Genomic DNA, 18,168 nt, shown 5'->3' on the forward strand with positions numbered 1-18,168 from the left:
GGCGCGGGAGGAGAGCGAGTGGGGCAGCACAAGGACGCACCCTTGCGCTCGGACGCGCAGCGCAACCGCGAGCGCATCCTGGAAGTGGCCCTGGTGGAGCTGACGCGGGCGAGCGACGCGCCGTTGAGCGTGATCGCACGGAAAGCCGGCGTCGGCCAGGGCACGTTCTACCGCAACTTCCCCAACCGCGAGGCGCTCGTCCTTGAGGTGTACCGCTACGAGGTCCAGCAAGTCTCCGACGCGGCCTGCCAGTTGCTCCACACCCGCCCGCCCGACCAGGCCCTGCGGGAGTGGATGGACCGCCTCGTGCAGTACGCGATGGCCAAGGCGGGCCTGGCCGACGCCATCCGCCGGGCGACCAGCGCGCTCGGCAGTCTCGCCGGGGTGGGCCGCGGCCCGTTGACCCACGCCGTGGCGGTCCTCCTGGAGGCGAACGAGAAGGCGGGCACCATCCGGCCCGGCGTGAGCCCCGACGACTTCCTGCTCGCCATCGCGGGGCTGTGGCAGATCGACCCGCACGGCGACTGGGAGGCGCGCGCGGGACGCCTCATGGACCTCGTCATGGACGGACTGAAGGCCGGGGCTCCGGGGCGCTGAGCATGTCCAGAAGGTAGACCGCGCCCTCACGCAGCGAGGCGCTGGCTTTGGTGCCGGCGCGCAGCCGGAGCGCCGTGGCGGTGAGCGACTCCGCCGTGCGGGTGGACCGGAGGCGGGCGGCGCGGGGCGCGAGGTCGGCGAGGACGTCCTCGGCCTCCCGCCAGGCCCCGGCCCCCGCGAGCGCCGCCAGCAGCTGCGCGCCGAACAGCTCGCGATAGGCGGGGCCCCCGGGGGCCGTCGCGGCCCGGTGCAGCAGCGGGATCGCCCGGTCCCAGCGGTGCAGCCGGGCGAGGACCCAGCCCTGGTGGCCGAGGAGTTCGGTGTCGTCGATCCACCAGGCCCAGGGCGGGTCGTGGCGACAGACGCCGTCCAGGAAGCGGCTGCGGGCGCGGGCGAGCAGCGCCTCGGGCTCCTGGCGGGCGGCACCGAGCAGGGCGAGGGCATGGGCCCGGCGGATCAGGGCGAGCGTCTCGACCCTGGGCGGGAGGGCGCGGGGGCCGTACACCCGGCAGGCGGTCTCCAGGGCGGCGCGGGGCCTGCCGGTGTGGGCCTGGAGCATGCTGTGGTTCAGGAGCACGAGGCGCGCCGTCCAGCGGTCGCCGCACAGCTCCGCGAGGGCAAGGGCCCGCGCGTTCGCCCGGTGGGCGCGGCGGTGGAATCCGGCGTCGAAGAGGATCCAGCCGATGACCTCGCACAACTCGGCGAGCGCCGCGAGCAGCTCAGCGTCCGGGCCGCGCAGGATTTCCGGCTCGGTGGACAGCTCGGGCACGCGCCGTACGGCCTCGCGCAGCGCGGGCACGGCCGCGCGGGCGCCCCGCGTGGCGTCCAGGTGGAGGAGGTGGCGGAGGGTGCTCGCGACTCCGGGGACCGACGAGAGGGGCCGCTCCCCGTCCCGCCCCGGCGCCTCTTTCGCTTGAGCCATGCCGGAAACGTTATTCCGAGAAGCCCCATCGGTTTTCCGATAGCTCGTATTTATTTCCGCATTGGATACTTATGTCCGTTGGGTCTACGGTCGAGATATCGCCGCACTGACGCTCTGAGCACAGAACGTCAGACCCACACCCCCGGAGACCCCACCATGTCGAAGATCCTTTTCGTTGTCACCGGCGCCGACCAGTGGACGCTGGCGGACGACAGCAAGCACCCCACCGGCTTCTGGGCCGAGGAGGCCGTCGCCCCCTACGAGGCGTTCAAGGCCGCGGGCCACGAGGTCGTCGTCGCCACGCCGGGCGGCGTGGTCCCCACCGTCGACCGCGGCTCCCTCGCCCCCGAGGCCAACGGCGGTCAGGAAGGCGCGGACAAGGTCGCCGCCTCGCTCGCCGCCTTCACCGAACTGCAGGGCCCGATCAAGCTGGAGGACGTGGACCTCGCCGACTACGCCGCCGTCTTCTACCCCGGCGGCCATGGCCCCATGGAGGACCTCGCGGTCAACGCCGACTCCGGCAGGCTCCTCACCCTCGCCCTGGAGATCGGCATGCCGCTGGGTGTGGTCTGCCACGCCCCGGCCGCCCTGCTCGCCGCCACGAAGGACGACGGTTCGAACGCCTTCGCCGGGTACCGCCTGACCGGCTTCACCAACGCCGAGGAGACCCAGGCCGGTCTGGCCGAGCGGGCCAAGTGGCTGCTCCAGGACCGCCTCGTCGAGGCCGGCGTCGACTTCCAGGAGGGCGAGCCGTGGGCCCCGAAGGTCGTCGTCGACCGCAACCTCGTCACGGGCCAGAACCCCGCCTCCTCCGCCCCGCTCGCCGCCGAGCTGCTGAAGAAGCTGGCCTGAGCCATGGCCGCCGACCGGCTCGACGAGGTCCTCGACGCCGCCTACGACTGCCTGACGCGGTACGGCGCGCGACGCACCACGATGGACGACATCGCCTCCGCCATGGGTGTGTCCCGGTCCGCGGTCTACCAGTACGTGCGCAACAAGGACGACGCCTTCCGCCGGCTCGCCGGACGCCTCCACGAACAGGCGCTCCGGCGGGCCCGGGAGGCGGCCGAGGCGGACGCCCCCCACGAGGAGCGGCTGCGCGGCGTCCTTGCCGCCAAGCTCGACCTCGTGCTCCAGCTCGCCGGGGACTCCCCGCACGCCACGGAGCTTCTCGACGGGAAGACCCGGCTGTTCGGCGAGATCTGCACGACGTTCACCACGGACCTGCGGGATCTGCTGACCGCCCTGTTCACCGAGGCGGGCACGGCGAAGGGCGTCACCCCGCCCGAGGCCGCCGACATCTGCGTCGCGCTGGTCGTCGGCCTCGAATCGATGCCGGGCGCCCGCGACCTGCTGGCCCCCGCGACCTCCGCGCTCGCGACCGGCCTGCTCGGCGCGGCCCCCACCTCCCCAGGCCCCGGCGGGCTCCACGCCCCCCGCGGCCACAGCACCGACCCCGTACCCAGTACCACCCGAGGAACATCCTGATGACCACGACCACCGAGACCACCGACATATCCCTCAGGGAAGACACCGCGGCGCTCGTGGCCCGGCTGCGCGCCACTTTCGCCACCGGCCGCACCCGCCCCCTCGCCTGGCGCGAGGAGCAGCTGCGGCGGCTGCGCGCCCTGTTCACCGAGAACCGCGAGGCGATCGCCGACGCGCTCCACAGCGACCTGCGCAAGCCCCGCCGCGAGGCGTACGCCGCCGAGGTCGACCTCCCCGTGCACGAGATCGACCACACGCTGGCCCACCTGGCCCAGTGGCTCACCCCGACCTCGCTCGACCAGGAGTCCCTCGCCGGGCTGCCGCAGGGTTCCACCGCCGGTACGCAGTACGAACCACTGGGCACCGTGCTGGTCATCGCGCCCTGGAACTACCCCGTCCAGCTCTCGCTCGTGCCGGTCGCCGGTGCGCTCGCCGCGGGCAACGCCATCCTGCTCAAGCCGAGCGAGCTGGCCCCCGCGACCTCGGAGCTGATGGCCCGCCTCGTGCCCCGTTACCTGGACCCGGAGGCGGTCGCCGTCGTCGAGGGCGGCATCCCGGAGACCACTGCGCTGCTCGCCCAGCGCTTCGACCACATCTTCTACACCGGCAACGGCACGGTCGGCCGCATCGTGATGCGCGCCGCCGCTGAGCACCTGACCCCCGTCACGCTCGAACTGGGCGGCAAGTCACCGGTCTTCGTCGACCAGGACACCGACGTCTCCGTGGTGGCCGCGCGCCTGGCGGACGCCAAGTTCCGCAACGCGGGCCAGACCTGCGTGGCGCCCGACTACGTCCTGACCGACCCGGCCACCGCACGCGCCCTCGAAGTCGCCCTCGCCGAGGCCGTGGAAGGCCTGTTCGGTCCTGACCCGCAGTCCTCCGAGGCGTACGGGCGCATGGTGAACCAGCGGCACTTCGACCGCGTGTCCGCGCTGCTCGACTCCGGCACGAGGGTGTTCGGCGGGCGCACCGACCGCGACGACCTCTACATCGCGCCGACCGTCCTGGCCGGGGTGACGGGGGACGACCCCGTCATGCGGGAGGAGATCTTCGGTCCCGTCCTGCCCCTCGTCGAGGTCGCTGACCTGGACGAGGCCATCGCCTTCATCAACGACCGCGACAAGCCGCTCGCGCTCTACGGCTTCACGGAGAACGAGACCACCCGGCGACGCCTCGCCGCGGAGACCTCGTCGGGCGGGCTCGGCTTCGGCCTGCCGATGGCCCACCTGCGCGTCTCCGACCTGCCCTTCGGCGGCGTCGGTGAGAGCGGCATGGGCAGCTACCACGGCCCGCACTCCCTCGCGGCGTTCAGCCACCGCCGCGCGCGCCTCGACGTGCCCCTCGGCTGAGCCAACTGCTGGCTATGGCTGGGGTGTCACGCCTTGCGGCCCGGTGCGCGCGCCGAAGCTCACCGGGCCGTAGTGGGCGGTGGGGGCGCTGGTCGTATGGGCCCAGTAGCGGTCGCCGTAGGACCAGTGCCACCACTCCGTGGGGTAGTTGACCAGGCCCGCCGTGGCGAGCGCCGCGCCGAGGGTGCGGCGGTTGCGGCGGGCCGCGGCGGAGATGCGGTCGGTGTCCGTGTAGCAGGCGCCGTCGCTCTCCTCGGGGCTGGCGTTCACCGGTGTCCCGAGGTCGAGTTCGGTCCCGGCGGTGGTGCACAGCGTCACGTCGACGGCGGCGCCCGCGACGTGCGGGCCGACCTCCGGCGGTGACAGGGAGCGGCTCGTCTGCCGGTGGAGGTGGTCGTCCGACCAGTCGGGGTGGGCGCGTCTGAGTTCGGCCGCGTACTCCTCGAAGTACCTGATCTGGAGGTCGAGCGGGCGGTAGCCCTCGGTGACCAGCAGCCGCAGCCCCTCGGGGAGCAGCCGGGCGGCGCGGGCCAGCCGCCAGGCGACGCCCTCGCGCAGCTGGGCGTAGGCCCCCGCCGGGTCCGCGAGGCGTTCGTCGACGTCTACGAACGGCAGGTGACGCAGGTCGACGAGGGCCTCGCCGCATTCGTGGACCGGGATGTCGACCACGCGGGGATCGCTCATGAGGATGATCGGCGGCATGCTCGGCCCCTTCGTGTCAGGAGTGGCGGGCACAGCTCCGGGGGCGGGCCGCAGCCCGCCCCCGGAGTCCCCCATCTTGCGGTGGCCCCACGCGAAGGACGGCCCATACGGCCGACTGTCGCGGTCGTATGGGCCGTGCGAGGCAACAGTGGCCTTTCCCCCGTTAGATCCCCCGTTGCCGCCGGCCCCTTGGTGCCGCCGACATGTAGAGCATCGCGCGGGCCGCTGCAAGTTCTCTGCAAATCCACGGCAAGTGCCCCGTGCCGGGTGCGGTACGGCCCGCGGCGAGAACGGTCAGACCCCCGGCTCATCCCGCTCCCGTGCCTCGTACGCGGCGAAGACCTCCCGCGCCTCGGCCCGCAACGCGCGCGCCCGCGCGGGGTCGCCCGCGGCCTCACGTGCCGCGGCCAGGTCCCGCAGGGTGCGGGCGCGCGGCAGCGGCAGCTCCAGCGCGGCCCAGTGCGCGGCCGCCGCGGTCAGGTGCTTCTCGGCGGCGTCGGGGCGGCCCGCGGCGAGTTCGCACTCGCCGAGCGTGCGCAGGGCGAGCGCTTCGCCGAAGCGGTCGTGGTGGTCGCGGCAGGTCTCCAGGACGCCCCGCAGGTCGGCGGCCGCCTCGTCGCAGTGGCCCAGGCGGAAGCGGCACTTGGCCCTCGCCTGTACCGCGTACGCCGACATCAGCGGGTCCCCGATGAGGCGCAGCAGCTCCACCGCCGCGTCCGCCAGCTCCAGCGCCTTCTCGTAGGCGCCGAGCGCGCGGTGCACGAGGCTGAGCGAGCGCAGCGTCAGCGCCTCGCCGCGGCGGCTGCCGAGCCTGCGGTAGGCCCGCAGGGATTCGTCGAGGAGGACGAACGCCTCCTCGTGTTCGCCCAGTTCGAGGTGGACCGTGCCGGCGAACCGGCAGGAGAGCCCGAGTCCCGGGTCGTCGTGGAGCCCGCGGAAGCCCTCGACGGCCTGGGCGAGCACGTCGAGTGCGGCGCGCAGCCGGCCCGCCTCGCGCAGGGCGCTGCCGAGTCCGGCGAGGGCGGCGGCCCGGCCGCGCGCGTCGCCGAGTTCCGCGCAGAGCCCGGCGGCCTGGCGGAAGTAGTCCTGCGACTCGGCGAACCGGTCCTGTTCGTAGCGGAGTTGACCGAGGCCGATGAGGAGCAGGGCCTCTCCGGAGTGGTCCTCGGCACGGCGGGCGGCGGCCAGGGCCGCGTCGTGGCTGCGCCACCAGGCCTCGAAACGGTTGCCGACGGCGTACGCGGACGAGCACAGGGCGGCGGCCGCCTCGCAGGCCAGGGTGTGCAGGTCGTAGGCGGCGGCGCGCTCGACGGCGGCGGCGAACGCGTCGGCCTCGGCCTCGAACCAGGCGGCCGGGTCGGCGAGCGCCCGCCGGGTGGCCTCGGGCCCGACGGGCCGTACGAGGTGGCGCATGGCGTCGGATGCGGCGCCGACCGGGCCGCCCGAGTCCAGGAAGCCGCGGTGCAGTTCGACCGCGCCGGACGGCGTGGCGGAGGCGACGCGGCCGGTGAGCCAGAGCCCGGCGCCGAGCGCCCTGCCGACGGCGGCGGAGCGTTCGGCGGGGGTGTCCTCGGCCTCGGCGCGCTCGGCGGCGTACACCCGTACGAGGTCGTGCGGCCGGTAGCGGGGCTGTCCGGCGCGGTCGACGACGGTGCAGTGCAGCAGCTGGGCGTCGATCAGCTGCTCCACGACGCGGTCGGCGTCGGCCTCCGCCACGTCGAGCAGGGCGGCGACCACCCAGGAGGCGACGTCGGGCGCGGCGAGCAGGCCGATGCGGCGCAGCGCGGTGCGGGCGGGGGCGTCTAGGGCCCGGTAGCTCAGGCCGAGTCCGGCGCGGACCTCCAGGTCGCCGACGGAGAGTTCGTCCAGGCGGTGGTGTTCGTCGGCGAGCCTTTCGGCGAGCGTGCGCGCCGTCCAGTGTCTGCGGGTGGCGAGGCGGGCCCCGGCGATGCGCAGGGCCAGCGGGAGGCCGCCGCACAGCTCGACGATGCGGCGGACGGCGTCGGGCTCGTCGCGGACGCGTTCCGCGCCGGCGACGCGGGCGAGGAGGTCGGCGCCGGGCCGTGTGTCGAGCACGTCGAGGTCGGTGCGGTGGGTGCACGGCAGGGCGCCGAGCCGGGCGCGCGCGGTGATCAGCACGCCGCAGGTGGCGCTGCCCGGGAGCAGCGGGCGCACCTGGGACTCGCTGCCCGCGTCGTCGAGCACGAGCAGGACGCGGCGCCCCGCCACCAGGCTGCGGAAGAGGTCCCTGCGCTCGGCGTCGCCCTCGGGCGGGTTGGCGCCGAGGGCGCGCAGCAGGCGGCCGAGCACCTCGCCGGGGGCCACGGGGTCGGTGGCGCCGCGCAGTTCGGCGTAGAGCTGTCCGTCGGGATAGGCGTCGGCGACGCGGTGGGCGGCGGTGACCCCGAGGACGGACTTGCCGACGCCGCCGGGTCCGGTGACGGCGACCACGGGCATGGTCTCGCGCGGTTCCGGCCCCGTCAGCGCGTCCCGCACCTCACGCAGCTGCGCCTCGCGTCCGGTGAAGTCGCCGATGGCGGGCGGCAGCAGGGCCGGGGCGGGCACGGGGTTCTCGTCGCGGGAGCGTGCGGCGGGCCCGGGCCCGCGGTCGCCCTCGGCGGCCACCGGCGCGCTCTCCGCGGCGGGCAGCAGTTCCTCGTCCGCCCGCAGGATGGCCTCGTGCATCGCCCGGAGCCCCGGCCCGGGGTCGATGCCCAGCTCTTCGGCGAGTACGTCGCGGCCCTCCGCGTACACCGCGAGCGCGTCGGCCTGCCTGCCCAGCCGGTAGAGGGCGAGCATGAGCTGGCCGCGCAGCCGTTCGCGCGTGGGATGCGTGGCGACGAGGGCGGTGAGTTCGGCGACCAGTTCCGTCTCGCGGCCCGCCTGGGCGAGGTCGGCGGCGATGCGCTCCTCCAGCGCCGCCTGCCGGGCCTCCTCCAGCTGGTCGGCCATGGCGCGGAGCGTCTCGCCTATCCCGCCGAGCGCGGGGCCGCGCCAGAGCGCGAGGGCCTCGCTCAGGAGCCGGGCGGCGGCGGCGTGATCACCGGCGGCCGCCGCCCGCCGCCCCTGCGCGGTCAGCCGTTCGAACGCGACGCGGTCGACGACCTCCGCGTCCGCGTGGATCAGATAGCCGGGCGGTTGTGTCTCGATGACATCGGCGGAAAGGGCGCGGCGCAGCGCGGAGACGTACGACTGGATGAGGGACCGTGCCGTGTCCGGCGGCCTGTCGCCCCAGATCGCGTCGATCAGGGCGTCGGCGGAGACCACCCGGCCGGGCTCCAGGAGCAGCGCGGCGAGCAGCGCCCGGGGTTTGGGGCCGCCGAGCGCCAGGCGACGGCCCTCGCGCCACGCCTCGACCGGTCCCAGCAAGCGGTAGTGCATGTCCGTGTCCACGCCCATCTCCATGGGTCCTTGCCCCGCACCGCCCCCGCTCCGTGATCCCCGCTCCCCGAGCCCTTCACCGTGCCCCTGCCCCCGATCGACTGGTCATGGTACGTCCGCTCGGCGCCAACTCCCTTCCCGGCACGTGGAATCAGCCACTCGTGAAGCATGGTGGTCACTCCCACGAAAGGCAGGCACGCATGCGCAGCTTGTACGTCATCGCCCACCCGGAGGCGACCCATCACCTCGAGCGCGTGGTCGGCGGCTGGCACGACTCGCGCCTCACCCCGGCGGGCCGCACGGCGGCGGCCGCCATCGCCCGGGCACTGCGGGCCGAGATCCCCGAGGGCGCGGAGGTGGAGCTGGTCTCATCGGATCTGCGCCGCGCGCGGGAGACGGCGCGAGCGGCGGGCGAACTCCTCGGCGTGGAGCCGGTGCTCGACCGCAGGCTGCGGGAGAAGTCCTACGGGGAGGCCGAGGGGCGGCCGCAGGAGTGGCTGGACCAGCGGTTCGTCCCGCCGCCCGCCGAGGGCGACCGAATGGGCCACCACGAGGGCATCACGGGGTCGGAGACCAGAGGGGAGTGCGCGCGGCGCGTGTACGAGGCCATGGACGAGCTGCTGCGCCGTCCCTGCGCCCACCAGATCGTCGTGACGCACGGTTTCGCCCTGACGTTCGTCGTGGCGGCCTGGATCAAGATGCCGTACGCGTCGCTCCACTCGGTCAGTTTCCGGGCGCCCTCCGGCAGCATCACGGTGCTGCGCGAGGACGACTTCTTCCACAACCGGCAGGTCGTCAGCCTCGGCGACACACGTCACCTCGACTGACGACAAAAGGCCCCGCAGGCGCCACGCCGGGGGCGCCCCGTCAGGGGCGCGGGGAACTGCGCGCGCAACCCACGCGGACCCGCACGCGAAAACCCTCCCGCATCCGCGGATCCGTCGTGGCTGATCGCGCAGTTCCCCGCGCCCCTAAGGGAGCCACCCGCACCGCCCCCCAAACCGGACGGGAGACTTCAGGCGCCGCTCGCGTCGAGCATCTCCTCGCGCTCCACGATCTTCACGCGCGCGCGGCCCTGCGGCTCGCCCAGCGCCTTCTCGGCGGCGTCGAGGCGGTACCAGCCGTCCCACGTGGTGAAGCGGACGTTCCGCTCGCTGAGGAAGGCGTCGACGGCCTCGGGGGCGGGGGCCTCGGGGGTGTGCAGGCGGCCGTTCTCGTGGTCGTCGAGGAGGCTGGCGACGGTCTCGTTGGCGTCGCCCTTGGTGTGGCCGATGAGGCCCACGGGGCCGCGGCGGATCCAGCCGGTGACGTACGTCGACCGAAGGTGCTCGCCGGTCTCCTCGATCACGCGGCCCGCCTGGTCCGGGACGGTGCCCGAGGCGACGTCCCAGGGCAGCTTGGGCAGTTCGTCGGAGAGGTAGCCGACGGCGCGGTAGACGGCGCCGAGGTCCCAGTCCTTGAACTCGCCGGTGCCCTTGACGTTGCCGGTGCCGTCGAGGGCGGTGCGCTCGGTGCGCAGGCCGACGACCTTGCCGTCCTCGCCGAGGATCTCGACGGGCGACTCGAAGAAGTGCAGGAAGAGCTTGTGCGGGCGGTCGCCGACGTCGCGGATCGCCCAGTTCTCCAGGGTCTTGGCGACCATGTCGGCCTGCTTGTTGCCGCGCCGCGTGGCGATGGAGCCCTCGTCGTAGTCGATGTCCTCGGGGTCGACGATGACCTCGATGTTCGGCGAGTGGTCCAGCTCGCGCAGCTCCATCGGGCTGAACTTCGCCTGCGCGGGCCCGCGGCGGCCGAAGACGTGGACCTCCAGCGCCTTGTTGGCCTTCAGGCCCTCGTACACGTTGGCCGGGATCTCGGTGGGCAGCAGCTCGTCGGCGGTCTTGGCGAGGACGCGTGCCACGTCGAGCGCGACGTTCCCGACGCCGAGGACGGCGACCTTCTCGGCGTCCAGGGGCCAGGTCCGCTCCACGTCGGGGTGGCCGTCGTACCAGGAGACGAAGTCGGCGGCGCCGTGGGAGCCGTCGAGGTCGATGCCCGGTATGTCCAGGGCGCGGTCGGCGGTCGCTCCCGTGGAGAAGATCACCGCGTCGTAGAAGGTGCGCAGGTCGTCCAGGCTGATGTCGCTCGGATAGTCCACGTTGCCGAAGAGGCGGATCTGGGGCTTGTCGAGCACCTGGTGCAGGGCCGTGATGATGCCCTTGATGCGCGGGTGGTCGGGCGCGACGCCGTAACGGATCAGCCCGAACGGCGCCGGCATCCGCTCGAAGAGGTCGATCGACACACCGGGTTCGACGGCCACCGCGGACTTCAGCAGCGCGTCGGCAGCGTAGATCCCGGCAGGTCCGGCACCGACAATGGCTACCCGCAGAGGGCGAGGCATGTTCAGGTTCCCTTCGAGCGGTGATGGGGGACTTCCCGGGAAGCCTAAACTAAGGCAAACCTAAGTAAGTAGCCGGGTCGGCTTTATGACCTCATAAGCCAGCCTTATGAGTCCCCCATCGGTCCGCCTTATGGGTCCGGCCTCCCCGGCCGCACCGCGAACTCGCCGAAAATACCTGGTAGATCGAACGGTGGAGCGATAAGGTCGCCGCGATGACGACTCATTCTGATCACAGATTGGGGGACCCGTCCGCGCAAGGTGAGTGCTGATGCTCACCCACACCGCGCTCGGGGATTCCCGCCTCTCCTTCTGGCCGCGCGTGCGAGAGTTCGCCGTGCCGCCGCCCATGATCGAGTCTGCGACCGCCCGCCGTCTCGTCGGCGACTGGGCCGGGGCGTGCGCCGCCGCAGGCATCGACGTCGACTTCCCTCCGCGTTCCGTGGCGCGCACCCACGGCTCGGAACTCGCCGCCCGGCTCCGGGCCGACCTGCGCCACCTCGCCCCCGACCTCCTGCGCTGGCACATGCCGCGGATCGCCCCCGACGGGCTGCTCCGCCCCGGCCTGACCATCTCCCTGGCTCGCTACGCCGACGCGGGGCGCGATGGCCCCGGCCCGCTGCACCTGGTGGCCAGGACGCCACCGGCGTGGGCGGACTCCGGCCAGCGGATCAGCCTCGCCCTGTGGGACGGCTCCCCTGCCAACACCACCGCCGCGCGCCATCCGCACCCGCACCCCAGTCGGCGGTTCCGCCTCGATCTGCACCGCCACCTGTGGGACGTACGCAGGACCGACGAGCTGCGGACGCGGGGCGGGAACAGCCGCCGGTGGGCGGTGGACCGGTGGGCGGCCGAGGCAGACCTCCTGCTCCGCGCCGACGGACGGCCGCCCGGACCCGTCGCCGTGCGGGTCGGCGCCCGACAGCGGCTCGTCCTGGAGCGGTACGGGGATGGCGTCGGCGCTCCCCATATCGCGCCCGCGCCCCTTGGCGGCAGCGTTTCCGCGCTGCCGGTCCTGCCCGACGCGGCGACCTGGGTGCCGCCCGACGTGGAGCTGGTCCGCAGCGGCGCGATCGAGGTCGAACGGCTGCACCCCCTGGTCGCGTCGGCGCTGGCCCCGGGCTGCTCCGCGACCGGGCCGCCCCCGGCCGCGGAGGGGGCGGGACGGCCGCGCCCGGTGAAGTGCCGTGGAGCCGAACACCGCATCGGCCTGGTGGACGGGACGCTGACCGCCCTGGACCACGACCCGGCCGAGATCCGGCGCGAAGAGCTGCTGGCCGCGCTGGGCGGCACACCGCTCCCCTGCCTCCAGGCGATCGACACGGCACACCGCGATCCGGCCTGCCTCACCGATGTCCGCGAACGCCTGCGCCACGGTGACACCGCCGGTGCGATGGCCGTCGTCGAGAACCTGCTCGGCCCCGCCGCGGTGCTGCGCGACGGCGCTCTGCGCGACGAGTGGGAGCGGGCCATACAGGGGCGGATCACCTACGGGCTGTACAGGGCCGGTCTGTTGGGGCCCGCACCCGAACGCGTCCCGCCGACACGGGGCCACACCCCCGGCCGTCGGACACGCCCGCTCCGCTCGGGCCCACGTCACTCAACCCTGCGCTGACCTCGGGCCGGAGGCCTTCAGGCCCTCCGCCATAGCGCCCATGCCCCCCCATGACACCGCACACCCCACACCGCACGCCACATCGACCCCAAAGGTGATCACACATGCCCACGTACACCCCGCCCCTCTCCCCCACCACCACTCCCTCCGGCTCCGGTGGCCCCGCCCAACTCGACGTCGCCGACGACCTGCTGACCCTGCTGCGGGACACCACCACCGAGCCGCGCCCCGACACCCAGCTGGAAGCGCTGACCCTGGCCGTCGCCGCCGATTTGCCCGTACTGCTGTGGGGCGAGCCGGGCATCGGCAAGACCGCCGCCCTGACGCAGCTCGCCGCGACCCTCGACCTGCCGCTGACCACGGTGATCGCCAGTGTCCACGAGCCGTCCGACTTCTCCGGGCTGCCCGTCGTCGGTGACGACCCGGCGGAGCACGGCGTCCCGATGGCCCCGCCGGACTGGGCCGTGCGCCTGGTGCGGGCCGGCCGCGGGCTGCTGTTCCTGGACGAGCTGTCCACCGCGCCCCCGGCCGTGCAGGCCGCCCTGCTCCGCCTCGTCCTCGAACGGCGGATCGGTGCCCTGCGCCTGCCGCCCGGCGTGCGGATCGTGGCCGCCGCCAACCCCCGGTCGTCGGCGGCCGACGGCTGGGAGCTGAGCCCTCCCCTCGCCAACCGGTTCGTCCACCTCCAGTGGGTCCACGACCACGACGTCGTCGTACGCGGACTCGGCGGCACCTGGCCCCGGGCGGCCCTTCCCCGACTCGCCCCGGAGAAGCTGCCGGAGGCCGTGGCCTTCGCCCGGCGCGCGGTCTGCGGACTCCTCTCCGCCCGGCCCCGACTCGTCCACCAGCTCCCCGGCAACGAGACGCGCCGGGGCGGCGCCTGGCCCTCCCCCCGCAGCTGGGAGACGGCGCTGCGCCTGATCGCCTTCGCGACCGCCGCCGGCTCGTCCCGCGAGGTGCTCTCCCTGCTCGTCAGGGGCGCCGTGGGGGACGGCCCGGGGTTCGAACTCCTGGCGAGCCTGGACCGGATGGACCTCCCGGACCCCGAGACGCTCCTCGCCGACCCGGCCCACGCCGCCCTTCCCGAACGGGGGGACCTGCGCCAGGCCGTGCTCGACGGCGTGGTGGACGCGGTGCACCGCAAGCCGGACAAGTCCCGCTGGGAGGCGGCATGGGCCCTGCTGGTGCGGGCGGTGGAGACCGGGGCCCCGGACCTGGTCGTCGTCCCCGCGACGACGCTCGCCTCGCTGCGCCGCGCGGACTGGGACGTCCCGGAGTCGATCGAACGCCTCACCGGAACGGTCTCCCTGTCCCGGCGGGCCGACCGCGCGGCGGCCCGTGCCGCGGCGGCCACCCAGGCACGCCGATGACCACGGACGCGCCGCACGCGCCGGAACGCGACAAGCTCGACCTCGACCTCGACCTCGACCTCGACCTCGACAAGCTGTACGCCGCCCGGTTGCATGCCGCCCGCGCCCGGCCCTATCTGGCGGCGGCCCTGTTCGCCCTGCACACCGTCGCGTCGCGGCAGGTACCGACGATGGCCGTGGACCGGCACTGGCGGTGCTACGTCTCACCGGCGTTCGTCGACCGGACGCCGGTGGAGGAGCTGGCCGGGGTGTGGGTGCACGAGGTGTCCCATCTGCTGCGCGACCACCACGGGCGCGCTGACCGGGTCGCCCGGGAACGCGGGCTGAGGGGCCCGGGAGAACGGCTGCGGATGAACATCGCCGCCGATCTGGAGATCAATGACGACGTGTTCGGCGACGGTCTCGTCCGGCCCGAAGGGGCCGTCGTACCCGAGTCGTTGGGGCTGCCCACGGGCGCGCTCATGGAGGAGTATCTGCGTCGGTTCCGGCTCGGCCCGCGCACGCAGCACCTGGCCTGGCTGGACTGCGGCAGTGGCGCCGACGGGCTGGCGCGGGAGTGGGAGCTGGGCTCGAAAGGCGCGCACGGGCTCAGCGAGCAGGAGCGCGACGCGGTCCGGTTCCGGGTGGCGCGGGGCATCACCGGCCGGCCCGGCAGCGCCCCGGAGGGCTGGCGGCGGTGGGCCGAGGAGGTGTTCCATCCGCCGCAGCCGTGGCGGGAGTTGCTGGGCGCGGCCCTGCGCTCGGCGGCCTCCGGTCCCGGTGCGGGTGAGGACTATACGTATGGCAGGCCGGCGCGGCGCTCGGCCGGGGTGCCCGGCGTCGTACTGCCGAGTCTGCGGCGCAGGCCGCCCCGGGTCTCCGTGGTCATCGACACCTCCGGCTCGGTCAGTGACACCGAACTGGGCAGCGCGCTCCTCGAAGTCGCCGCGATCTCCCGCGCCGTGGGCGGCCGCCGGGACCTGGTCTCCGTGCTGCCGTGCGACGCGGCCGCCCGGCTGGTGCACCCGCTGTGCCGCGGCGAGGGGATCCCGCTGATGGGCGGCGGGGGCACGGATCTGCGTACGGGCTTCGCCAGGGCGCTGCGGTCGAATCCGCGCCCGGACGTGATCGTGGTCCTGACCGACGGCCAGACGCCGTGGCCGACCGTACGGCCTCCGTGCCGGACCGTCGTGGGCCTCTTCCCCCGGCAGGGGTCCGACGGGTCGTGGGACGAGGACGACCCCGATCACGTGCCGGACCTGCCGCCCGACTGGGCACGCGTGGTCGAGATCGGATGACGTGCGGGCCGGCCCACGCGGGCCGGCCCGGACGGCGTACGCGGATCAGACCAGGTCGAACCGGTCGAGGTTCATGACCTTGTCCCACGCCGCGATGAAGTCCTTCACGAACTTCTCCTTGGCGTCATCGCTGGCGTAGACCTCCGCCAGGGCCCGCAGCTCCGAGTTCGAGCCGAAGACGAGGTCGGCGCGGGTGCCGGTCCACTTGACCTCGCCGGTGACGGCGTCGCGGCCCTCGAACATGTCCTGCGCCTCGGACGTCGACTTCCACTCCGTGCCCAGGTCGAGGAGGTTGACGAAGAAGTCGTTGGTCAGCGTCCCGGGGTTGGTGGTGAGGACGCCGTGCTTCGTCTCCTGGTAGTTGGCGCCGAGGACGCGCAGGCCGCCGACGAGGACCGTCAGCTCGGGGGCGCTCAGGGTCAGCAGGTTGGCCTTGTCGAGCAGCAGGTACTCGGCGGGCAGGCGGTTGCCCTTGCCGAGGTAGTTGCGGAACCCGTCGGCGGTCGGTTCGAGCGCGGCGAACGACTCGACGTCCGTCTGCTCCTGCGTCGCGTCCACCCGGCCCGGCGTGAAGGGCACCTCGACGTCGAACCCGGCGTCCTTGGCGGCCTGTTCGACACCGGCGGCACCGGCGAGCACGATCAGGTCGGCGAGCGAGACCCGCTTGCCGCCGCTCTGCGCGGAGTCGAAGGCGTCCTTGATGCCCTCAAGGGTGCGCAGGACCGTGGCGAGGCGGTCGGGCTGGTTGACCTCCCAGCCGCTCTGCGGCTCCAGGCGGATGCGCGCGCCGTTGGCGCCGCCGCGCTTGTCGCTGCCGCGGAAGGAGGAGGCCGCGGCCCACGCGGTGGACACCAGCTGCGACACGGAGAGGTCGGAGGCGAGGATCTGCCCCTTGAGGGCGGCGATGTCCCCGGCGTCGATGACCTCGTGCGCCGCCTCGGGCAGCGGGTCCTGCCACACCAGCGTCTCCGCCGGGACCTCCGGGCCCAGGTAGCGCGCGACCGGACCCATGTCGCGGTGGGTCAGCTTGAACCAGGCGCGTGCGAAGGCGTCCGCGAACTCGGCGGGGTTGGCCAGGAAGCGGCGCGAGATCTGCTCGTACGCCGGGTCGAACCGCAGCGAGAGGTCCGTCGTCAGCATCGTCGGCGCGTGGGTCTTCGAGCCGTCGTGGGCGTCGGGAACGGTCCCGGCCCCGGCGCCGTCCTTCGGCCGCCACTGGTGCGCGCCCGCGGGGCTCTTGAACAGCTCCCACTCGTAGCCGAAGAGGATCTCGAAGAAGCTGTTGTCCCAGCTGATCGGCGTGTTCGTCCAGATGCCCTCAAGGCCACTGGTGATCGTGTCGGCGCCCTTGCCGGTGCCGTAGGAGCTCTTCCAGCCGAGGCCCTGCTGCTCCATCGGGGCGGCCTCGGGGTCGTCGCCGACGTGGTCGGCCGGGCCCGCGCCGTGCGTCTTGCCGAAGGTGTGGCCGCCGGCGATCAGGGCGACGGTCTCCTCGTCGTTCATCGCCATCCGGCGGAACGTCTCGCGGATGTCGCGGGCCGCGGCTATCGGGTCCGGATTGCCGTTCGGGCCCTCGGGGTTGACGTAGATCAGGCCCATCTGGACGGCGCCGAGGGGGTTCTCCAGCTCGCGGTCGCCGGTGTAGCGCTCGTCGCCGAGCCAGGTGGTCTCGGGGCCCCAGTAGACGTCCTCGTCGGGCTCCCACACGTCCTCGCGGCCACCGGCGAAGCCGAAGGTCTCGAAGCCCATCGACTCCAGGGCCACGTTGCCGGTGAGGATCATGAGGTCGGCCCACGAGATGCTCTGGCCGTACTTCTTCTTGACCGGCCACAGCAGACGGCGGGCCTTGTCCAGGCTCGCGTTGTCCGGCCAGCTGTTGAGGGGGGCGAAGCGCTGCTGACCCGCACCCGCGCCGCCGCGGCCGTCACTGATGCGGTAGGTGCCCGCGCTGTGCCAGGCCATCCGGATCATGAACGGGCCGTAGTGGCCGAAGTCGGCGGGCCACCAGGGCTGCGAGGTCGTCAGGACCTCCGCGATGTCCCGCTTCACGGCCGGCAGATCCAGGGCCTTGAACGCCTCGGCGTAGTCGAACTCCTCGCCCAGCGGGTTGGCCACGGCGGGGTTCTTCGCGAGGATCTTCAGGTTCAGCCGCTCCGGCCACCACTGGCGGTTTCCGCCGCCCTGGGTCGGGTGCGGGGCACGCCCGTGCGCGACCGGACAGCCGGTCACCTCCTCCGGCTTGGGGTCGGTGACGATCGCGTCATGGTTCTCAGTCATGGGAATCCTTCCGGACGGGGCGGATCACGATGCTCGGAACTGCGGACGGCTGCACCGTCGGACACGGGCCCCCAGGGCGGACCCGGCTGCTGAAGTCACGTGTCTTTCCCCGTTGTTGCCTATGCCTTGGCTATCGGCCGGATCCGATCCTACGATGGACCTAGTCCAAGTCAATACGACGAACAGGCCGGTACGGATTCATTTGTCGGACGCCGCACTCGACGGGCGGACGACGCACACCGACGAGGCACATGAGGGCTGGTGGCCATGAGTGACCTGCTGGAACGGCTGCGCGGACGCGGCTGGCGGATGACCGCTCAGCGCCGGGTGGTCGCCGAGGTGCTCAACGGCGACCACGTCCACCTCACCGCCGACGAGGTGCTCGCGCGCGCCACGGCCCGGCTGCCGGAGATCTCCCGCGCCACGGTCTACAACACCCTCGGTGAACTGGTCTCGCTCGGCGAGGTGGTCGAGGTGACGGCCCACGGCCGCGCCAAGCGCTACGACCCGAACGCCCACCGCCCCCACCAGCACCTGGTCTGCTCGGAGTGCGGCACGATCCGGGACGTCCACCCCGGCGGCGACCCGCTGACCGACCTGCCGGACTCGGAGCGGTTCGGCTACACCGTCTCCGAGGTCGAGGTGACCTACCGGGGCCACTGCCCCGACTGCGCGGGCTTGTGAGGCAACGGCGTCACTCTGCGCCTTACCGGCATGGCCGATCCTTCGCTTCATTGCGCCGGAGACGACGGGGCGCCACGATGGAATACCCCCGTTGTCCTGCCAACAGGACACCGCAGCGGTTCCGTCGGT

At 73.4% G+C, this 18,168-nt stretch carries 14 protein-coding genes; 9 read left to right on the forward strand and 5 right to left on the reverse strand.

Translation table 11 applies throughout. The features are described from left to right. Positions 1–18 precede the first annotated feature (18 nt). Positions 19–597 carry a TetR/AcrR family transcriptional regulator gene (locus DMA15_RS01860; RefSeq protein WP_125510912.1) on the forward strand — a complete coding sequence of 193 codons (579 nt, stop codon included), beginning with the start codon at positions 19–21 and terminating at the stop codon, positions 595–597. Here DMA15_RS01860 and DMA15_RS01865 read toward each other — a convergent pair. Then, positions 560–1,519 carry a DNA-binding protein gene (locus tag DMA15_RS01865; protein ID WP_125510913.1) on the reverse strand — a complete coding sequence of 320 codons (960 nt, stop codon included), beginning with the start codon at positions 1,517–1,519 and terminating at the stop codon, positions 560–562. The two genes, DMA15_RS01860 and DMA15_RS01865, sit on opposite strands and share 38 nt — an antisense overlap. A 156-nt stretch (positions 1,520–1,675) precedes the next feature. On the opposite strand from DMA15_RS01865, the gene DMA15_RS01870 reads away from it, so the two are divergent. The 3 genes from DMA15_RS01870 to DMA15_RS01880 are packed head-to-tail and all read left to right on the forward strand — an operon-like array spanning position 1,676 to position 4,356. Next, positions 1,676–2,371 (forward strand): type 1 glutamine amidotransferase domain-containing protein, encoded by a 696-nt coding sequence (locus DMA15_RS01870; protein ID WP_125510914.1) that lies wholly within the window; start codon positions 1,676–1,678, stop codon positions 2,369–2,371. Between the two features lie 3 nt (positions 2,372–2,374). Next, on the forward strand, positions 2,375–3,007 hold the full coding sequence (locus DMA15_RS01875) for a TetR/AcrR family transcriptional regulator (RefSeq protein ID WP_125510915.1): 633 nt from the start codon (positions 2,375–2,377) through the stop codon (positions 3,005–3,007). Then, positions 3,007–4,356 (forward strand): aldehyde dehydrogenase family protein, encoded by a 1,350-nt coding sequence (locus DMA15_RS01880; RefSeq protein ID WP_125510916.1) that lies wholly within the window; start codon positions 3,007–3,009, stop codon positions 4,354–4,356. Before DMA15_RS01875 ends, DMA15_RS01880 begins: the two co-directional genes overlap by 1 nt. Before the next feature lie 12 nt (positions 4,357–4,368). On the opposite strand, the gene DMA15_RS01885 is transcribed toward DMA15_RS01880, so the two are convergent. Together DMA15_RS01885 and DMA15_RS01890 are read right to left on the reverse strand one after the other, a co-directional pair. Continuing rightward, complete coding sequence (locus tag DMA15_RS01885) at positions 4,369–5,058, reverse strand: M15 family metallopeptidase (RefSeq protein WP_125510917.1); 690 nt, start codon at positions 5,056–5,058, stop codon at positions 4,369–4,371. 294 nt (positions 5,059–5,352) lie between these two features. Next, the gene (locus DMA15_RS01890) at positions 5,353–8,451 is read right to left on the reverse strand and encodes a BTAD domain-containing putative transcriptional regulator (RefSeq protein WP_240659650.1); all 3,099 of its coding nucleotides are present in this window, start codon (positions 8,449–8,451) and stop codon (positions 5,353–5,355) included. 188 nt (positions 8,452–8,639) lie between these two features. On the opposite strand from DMA15_RS01890, the gene DMA15_RS01895 reads away from it, so the two are divergent. Next, positions 8,640–9,266, forward strand: a complete 627-nt coding sequence (locus DMA15_RS01895; protein WP_125510918.1) for a histidine phosphatase family protein — start codon at positions 8,640–8,642, stop codon at positions 9,264–9,266. A 188-nt stretch (positions 9,267–9,454) separates the two neighbouring features. On the opposite strand, the gene DMA15_RS01900 is transcribed toward DMA15_RS01895, so the two are convergent. Continuing rightward, complete coding sequence (locus DMA15_RS01900; protein ID WP_125510919.1) at positions 9,455–10,819, reverse strand: FAD-dependent oxidoreductase; 1,365 nt, start codon at positions 10,817–10,819, stop codon at positions 9,455–9,457. A 268-nt stretch (positions 10,820–11,087) separates the two neighbouring features. Between DMA15_RS01900 and DMA15_RS01905 the strand changes: the two genes are divergently transcribed. The 3 genes from DMA15_RS01905 (at position 11,088) to DMA15_RS01915 (ending at position 15,078) form a co-directional block, all read left to right on the forward strand. Continuing rightward, positions 11,088–12,431: a hypothetical protein gene (locus DMA15_RS01905; protein ID WP_125510920.1), complete on the forward strand. Its 1,344-nt coding sequence runs from the start codon at positions 11,088–11,090 to the stop codon at positions 12,429–12,431. A gap of 104 nt (positions 12,432–12,535) precedes the next feature. Continuing rightward, positions 12,536–13,801, forward strand: coding sequence for a MoxR family ATPase (locus DMA15_RS01910; RefSeq protein WP_125510921.1), 1,266 nt, complete (start codon positions 12,536–12,538; stop codon positions 13,799–13,801). After that, on the forward strand, positions 13,798–15,078 hold the full coding sequence (locus DMA15_RS01915) for a VWA-like domain-containing protein (protein WP_125510922.1): 1,281 nt from the start codon (positions 13,798–13,800) through the stop codon (positions 15,076–15,078). The genes DMA15_RS01910 and DMA15_RS01915 overlap by 4 nt, the downstream gene beginning before the upstream one ends. Before the next feature lie 45 nt (positions 15,079–15,123). Here the strand turns inward: DMA15_RS01915 and katG are convergent, their stop codons facing one another. Beyond that, positions 15,124–17,355 (reverse strand): catalase/peroxidase HPI, encoded by a 2,232-nt coding sequence (gene katG, locus DMA15_RS01920; protein ID WP_125510923.1) that lies wholly within the window; start codon positions 17,353–17,355, stop codon positions 15,124–15,126. 267 nt (positions 17,356–17,622) lie between these two features. Here katG and DMA15_RS01925 point away from each other — a divergent pair, with 267 nt between their 5' ends. Further along, entirely contained in the window at positions 17,623–18,039 is a 417-nt protein-coding gene (locus DMA15_RS01925; protein ID WP_125510924.1) for a Fur family transcriptional regulator, read from the forward strand. Positions 18,040–18,168 lie beyond the last annotated feature (129 nt).

This window comes from Streptomyces sp. WAC 01529 (assembly GCF_003945545.1).
In the GTDB taxonomy this organism is placed as follows: Bacteria; Actinomycetota; Actinomycetes; order Streptomycetales; family Streptomycetaceae; genus Streptomyces; species Streptomyces anatolicus.

What these genes read in the sequence shown, in the direction of transcription:
- DMA15_RS01915 (WP_125510922.1), top strand. Translation starts at nt 13,798, where the DNA reads ATGACCACGGACGCGCCGCACGCGCCGGAACGCGACAAGCTCGACCTC.
- katG (WP_125510923.1), bottom strand. Translation starts at nt 17,355, where the DNA reads ATGACTGAGAACCATGACGCGATCGTCACCGACCCCAAGCCGGAGGAG.
- DMA15_RS01905 (WP_125510920.1), top strand. Translation starts at nt 11,088, where the DNA reads ATGCTCACCCACACCGCGCTCGGGGATTCCCGCCTCTCCTTCTGGCCG.
- DMA15_RS01910 (WP_125510921.1), top strand. Translation starts at nt 12,536, where the DNA reads ATGCCCACGTACACCCCGCCCCTCTCCCCCACCACCACTCCCTCCGGC.
- DMA15_RS01880 (WP_125510916.1), top strand. Translation starts at nt 3,007, where the DNA reads ATGACCACGACCACCGAGACCACCGACATATCCCTCAGGGAAGACACC.
- DMA15_RS01925 (WP_125510924.1), top strand. Translation starts at nt 17,623, where the DNA reads ATGAGTGACCTGCTGGAACGGCTGCGCGGACGCGGCTGGCGGATGACC.
- DMA15_RS01875 (WP_125510915.1), top strand. Translation starts at nt 2,375, where the DNA reads ATGGCCGCCGACCGGCTCGACGAGGTCCTCGACGCCGCCTACGACTGC.
- DMA15_RS01900 (WP_125510919.1), bottom strand. Translation starts at nt 10,819, where the DNA reads ATGCCTCGCCCTCTGCGGGTAGCCATTGTCGGTGCCGGACCTGCCGGG.
- DMA15_RS01870 (WP_125510914.1), top strand. Translation starts at nt 1,676, where the DNA reads ATGTCGAAGATCCTTTTCGTTGTCACCGGCGCCGACCAGTGGACGCTG.
- DMA15_RS01885 (WP_125510917.1), bottom strand. Translation starts at nt 5,058, where the DNA reads ATGCCGCCGATCATCCTCATGAGCGATCCCCGCGTGGTCGACATCCCG.
- DMA15_RS01865 (WP_125510913.1), bottom strand. Translation starts at nt 1,519, where the DNA reads ATGGCTCAAGCGAAAGAGGCGCCGGGGCGGGACGGGGAGCGGCCCCTC.
- DMA15_RS01895 (WP_125510918.1), top strand. Translation starts at nt 8,640, where the DNA reads ATGCGCAGCTTGTACGTCATCGCCCACCCGGAGGCGACCCATCACCTC.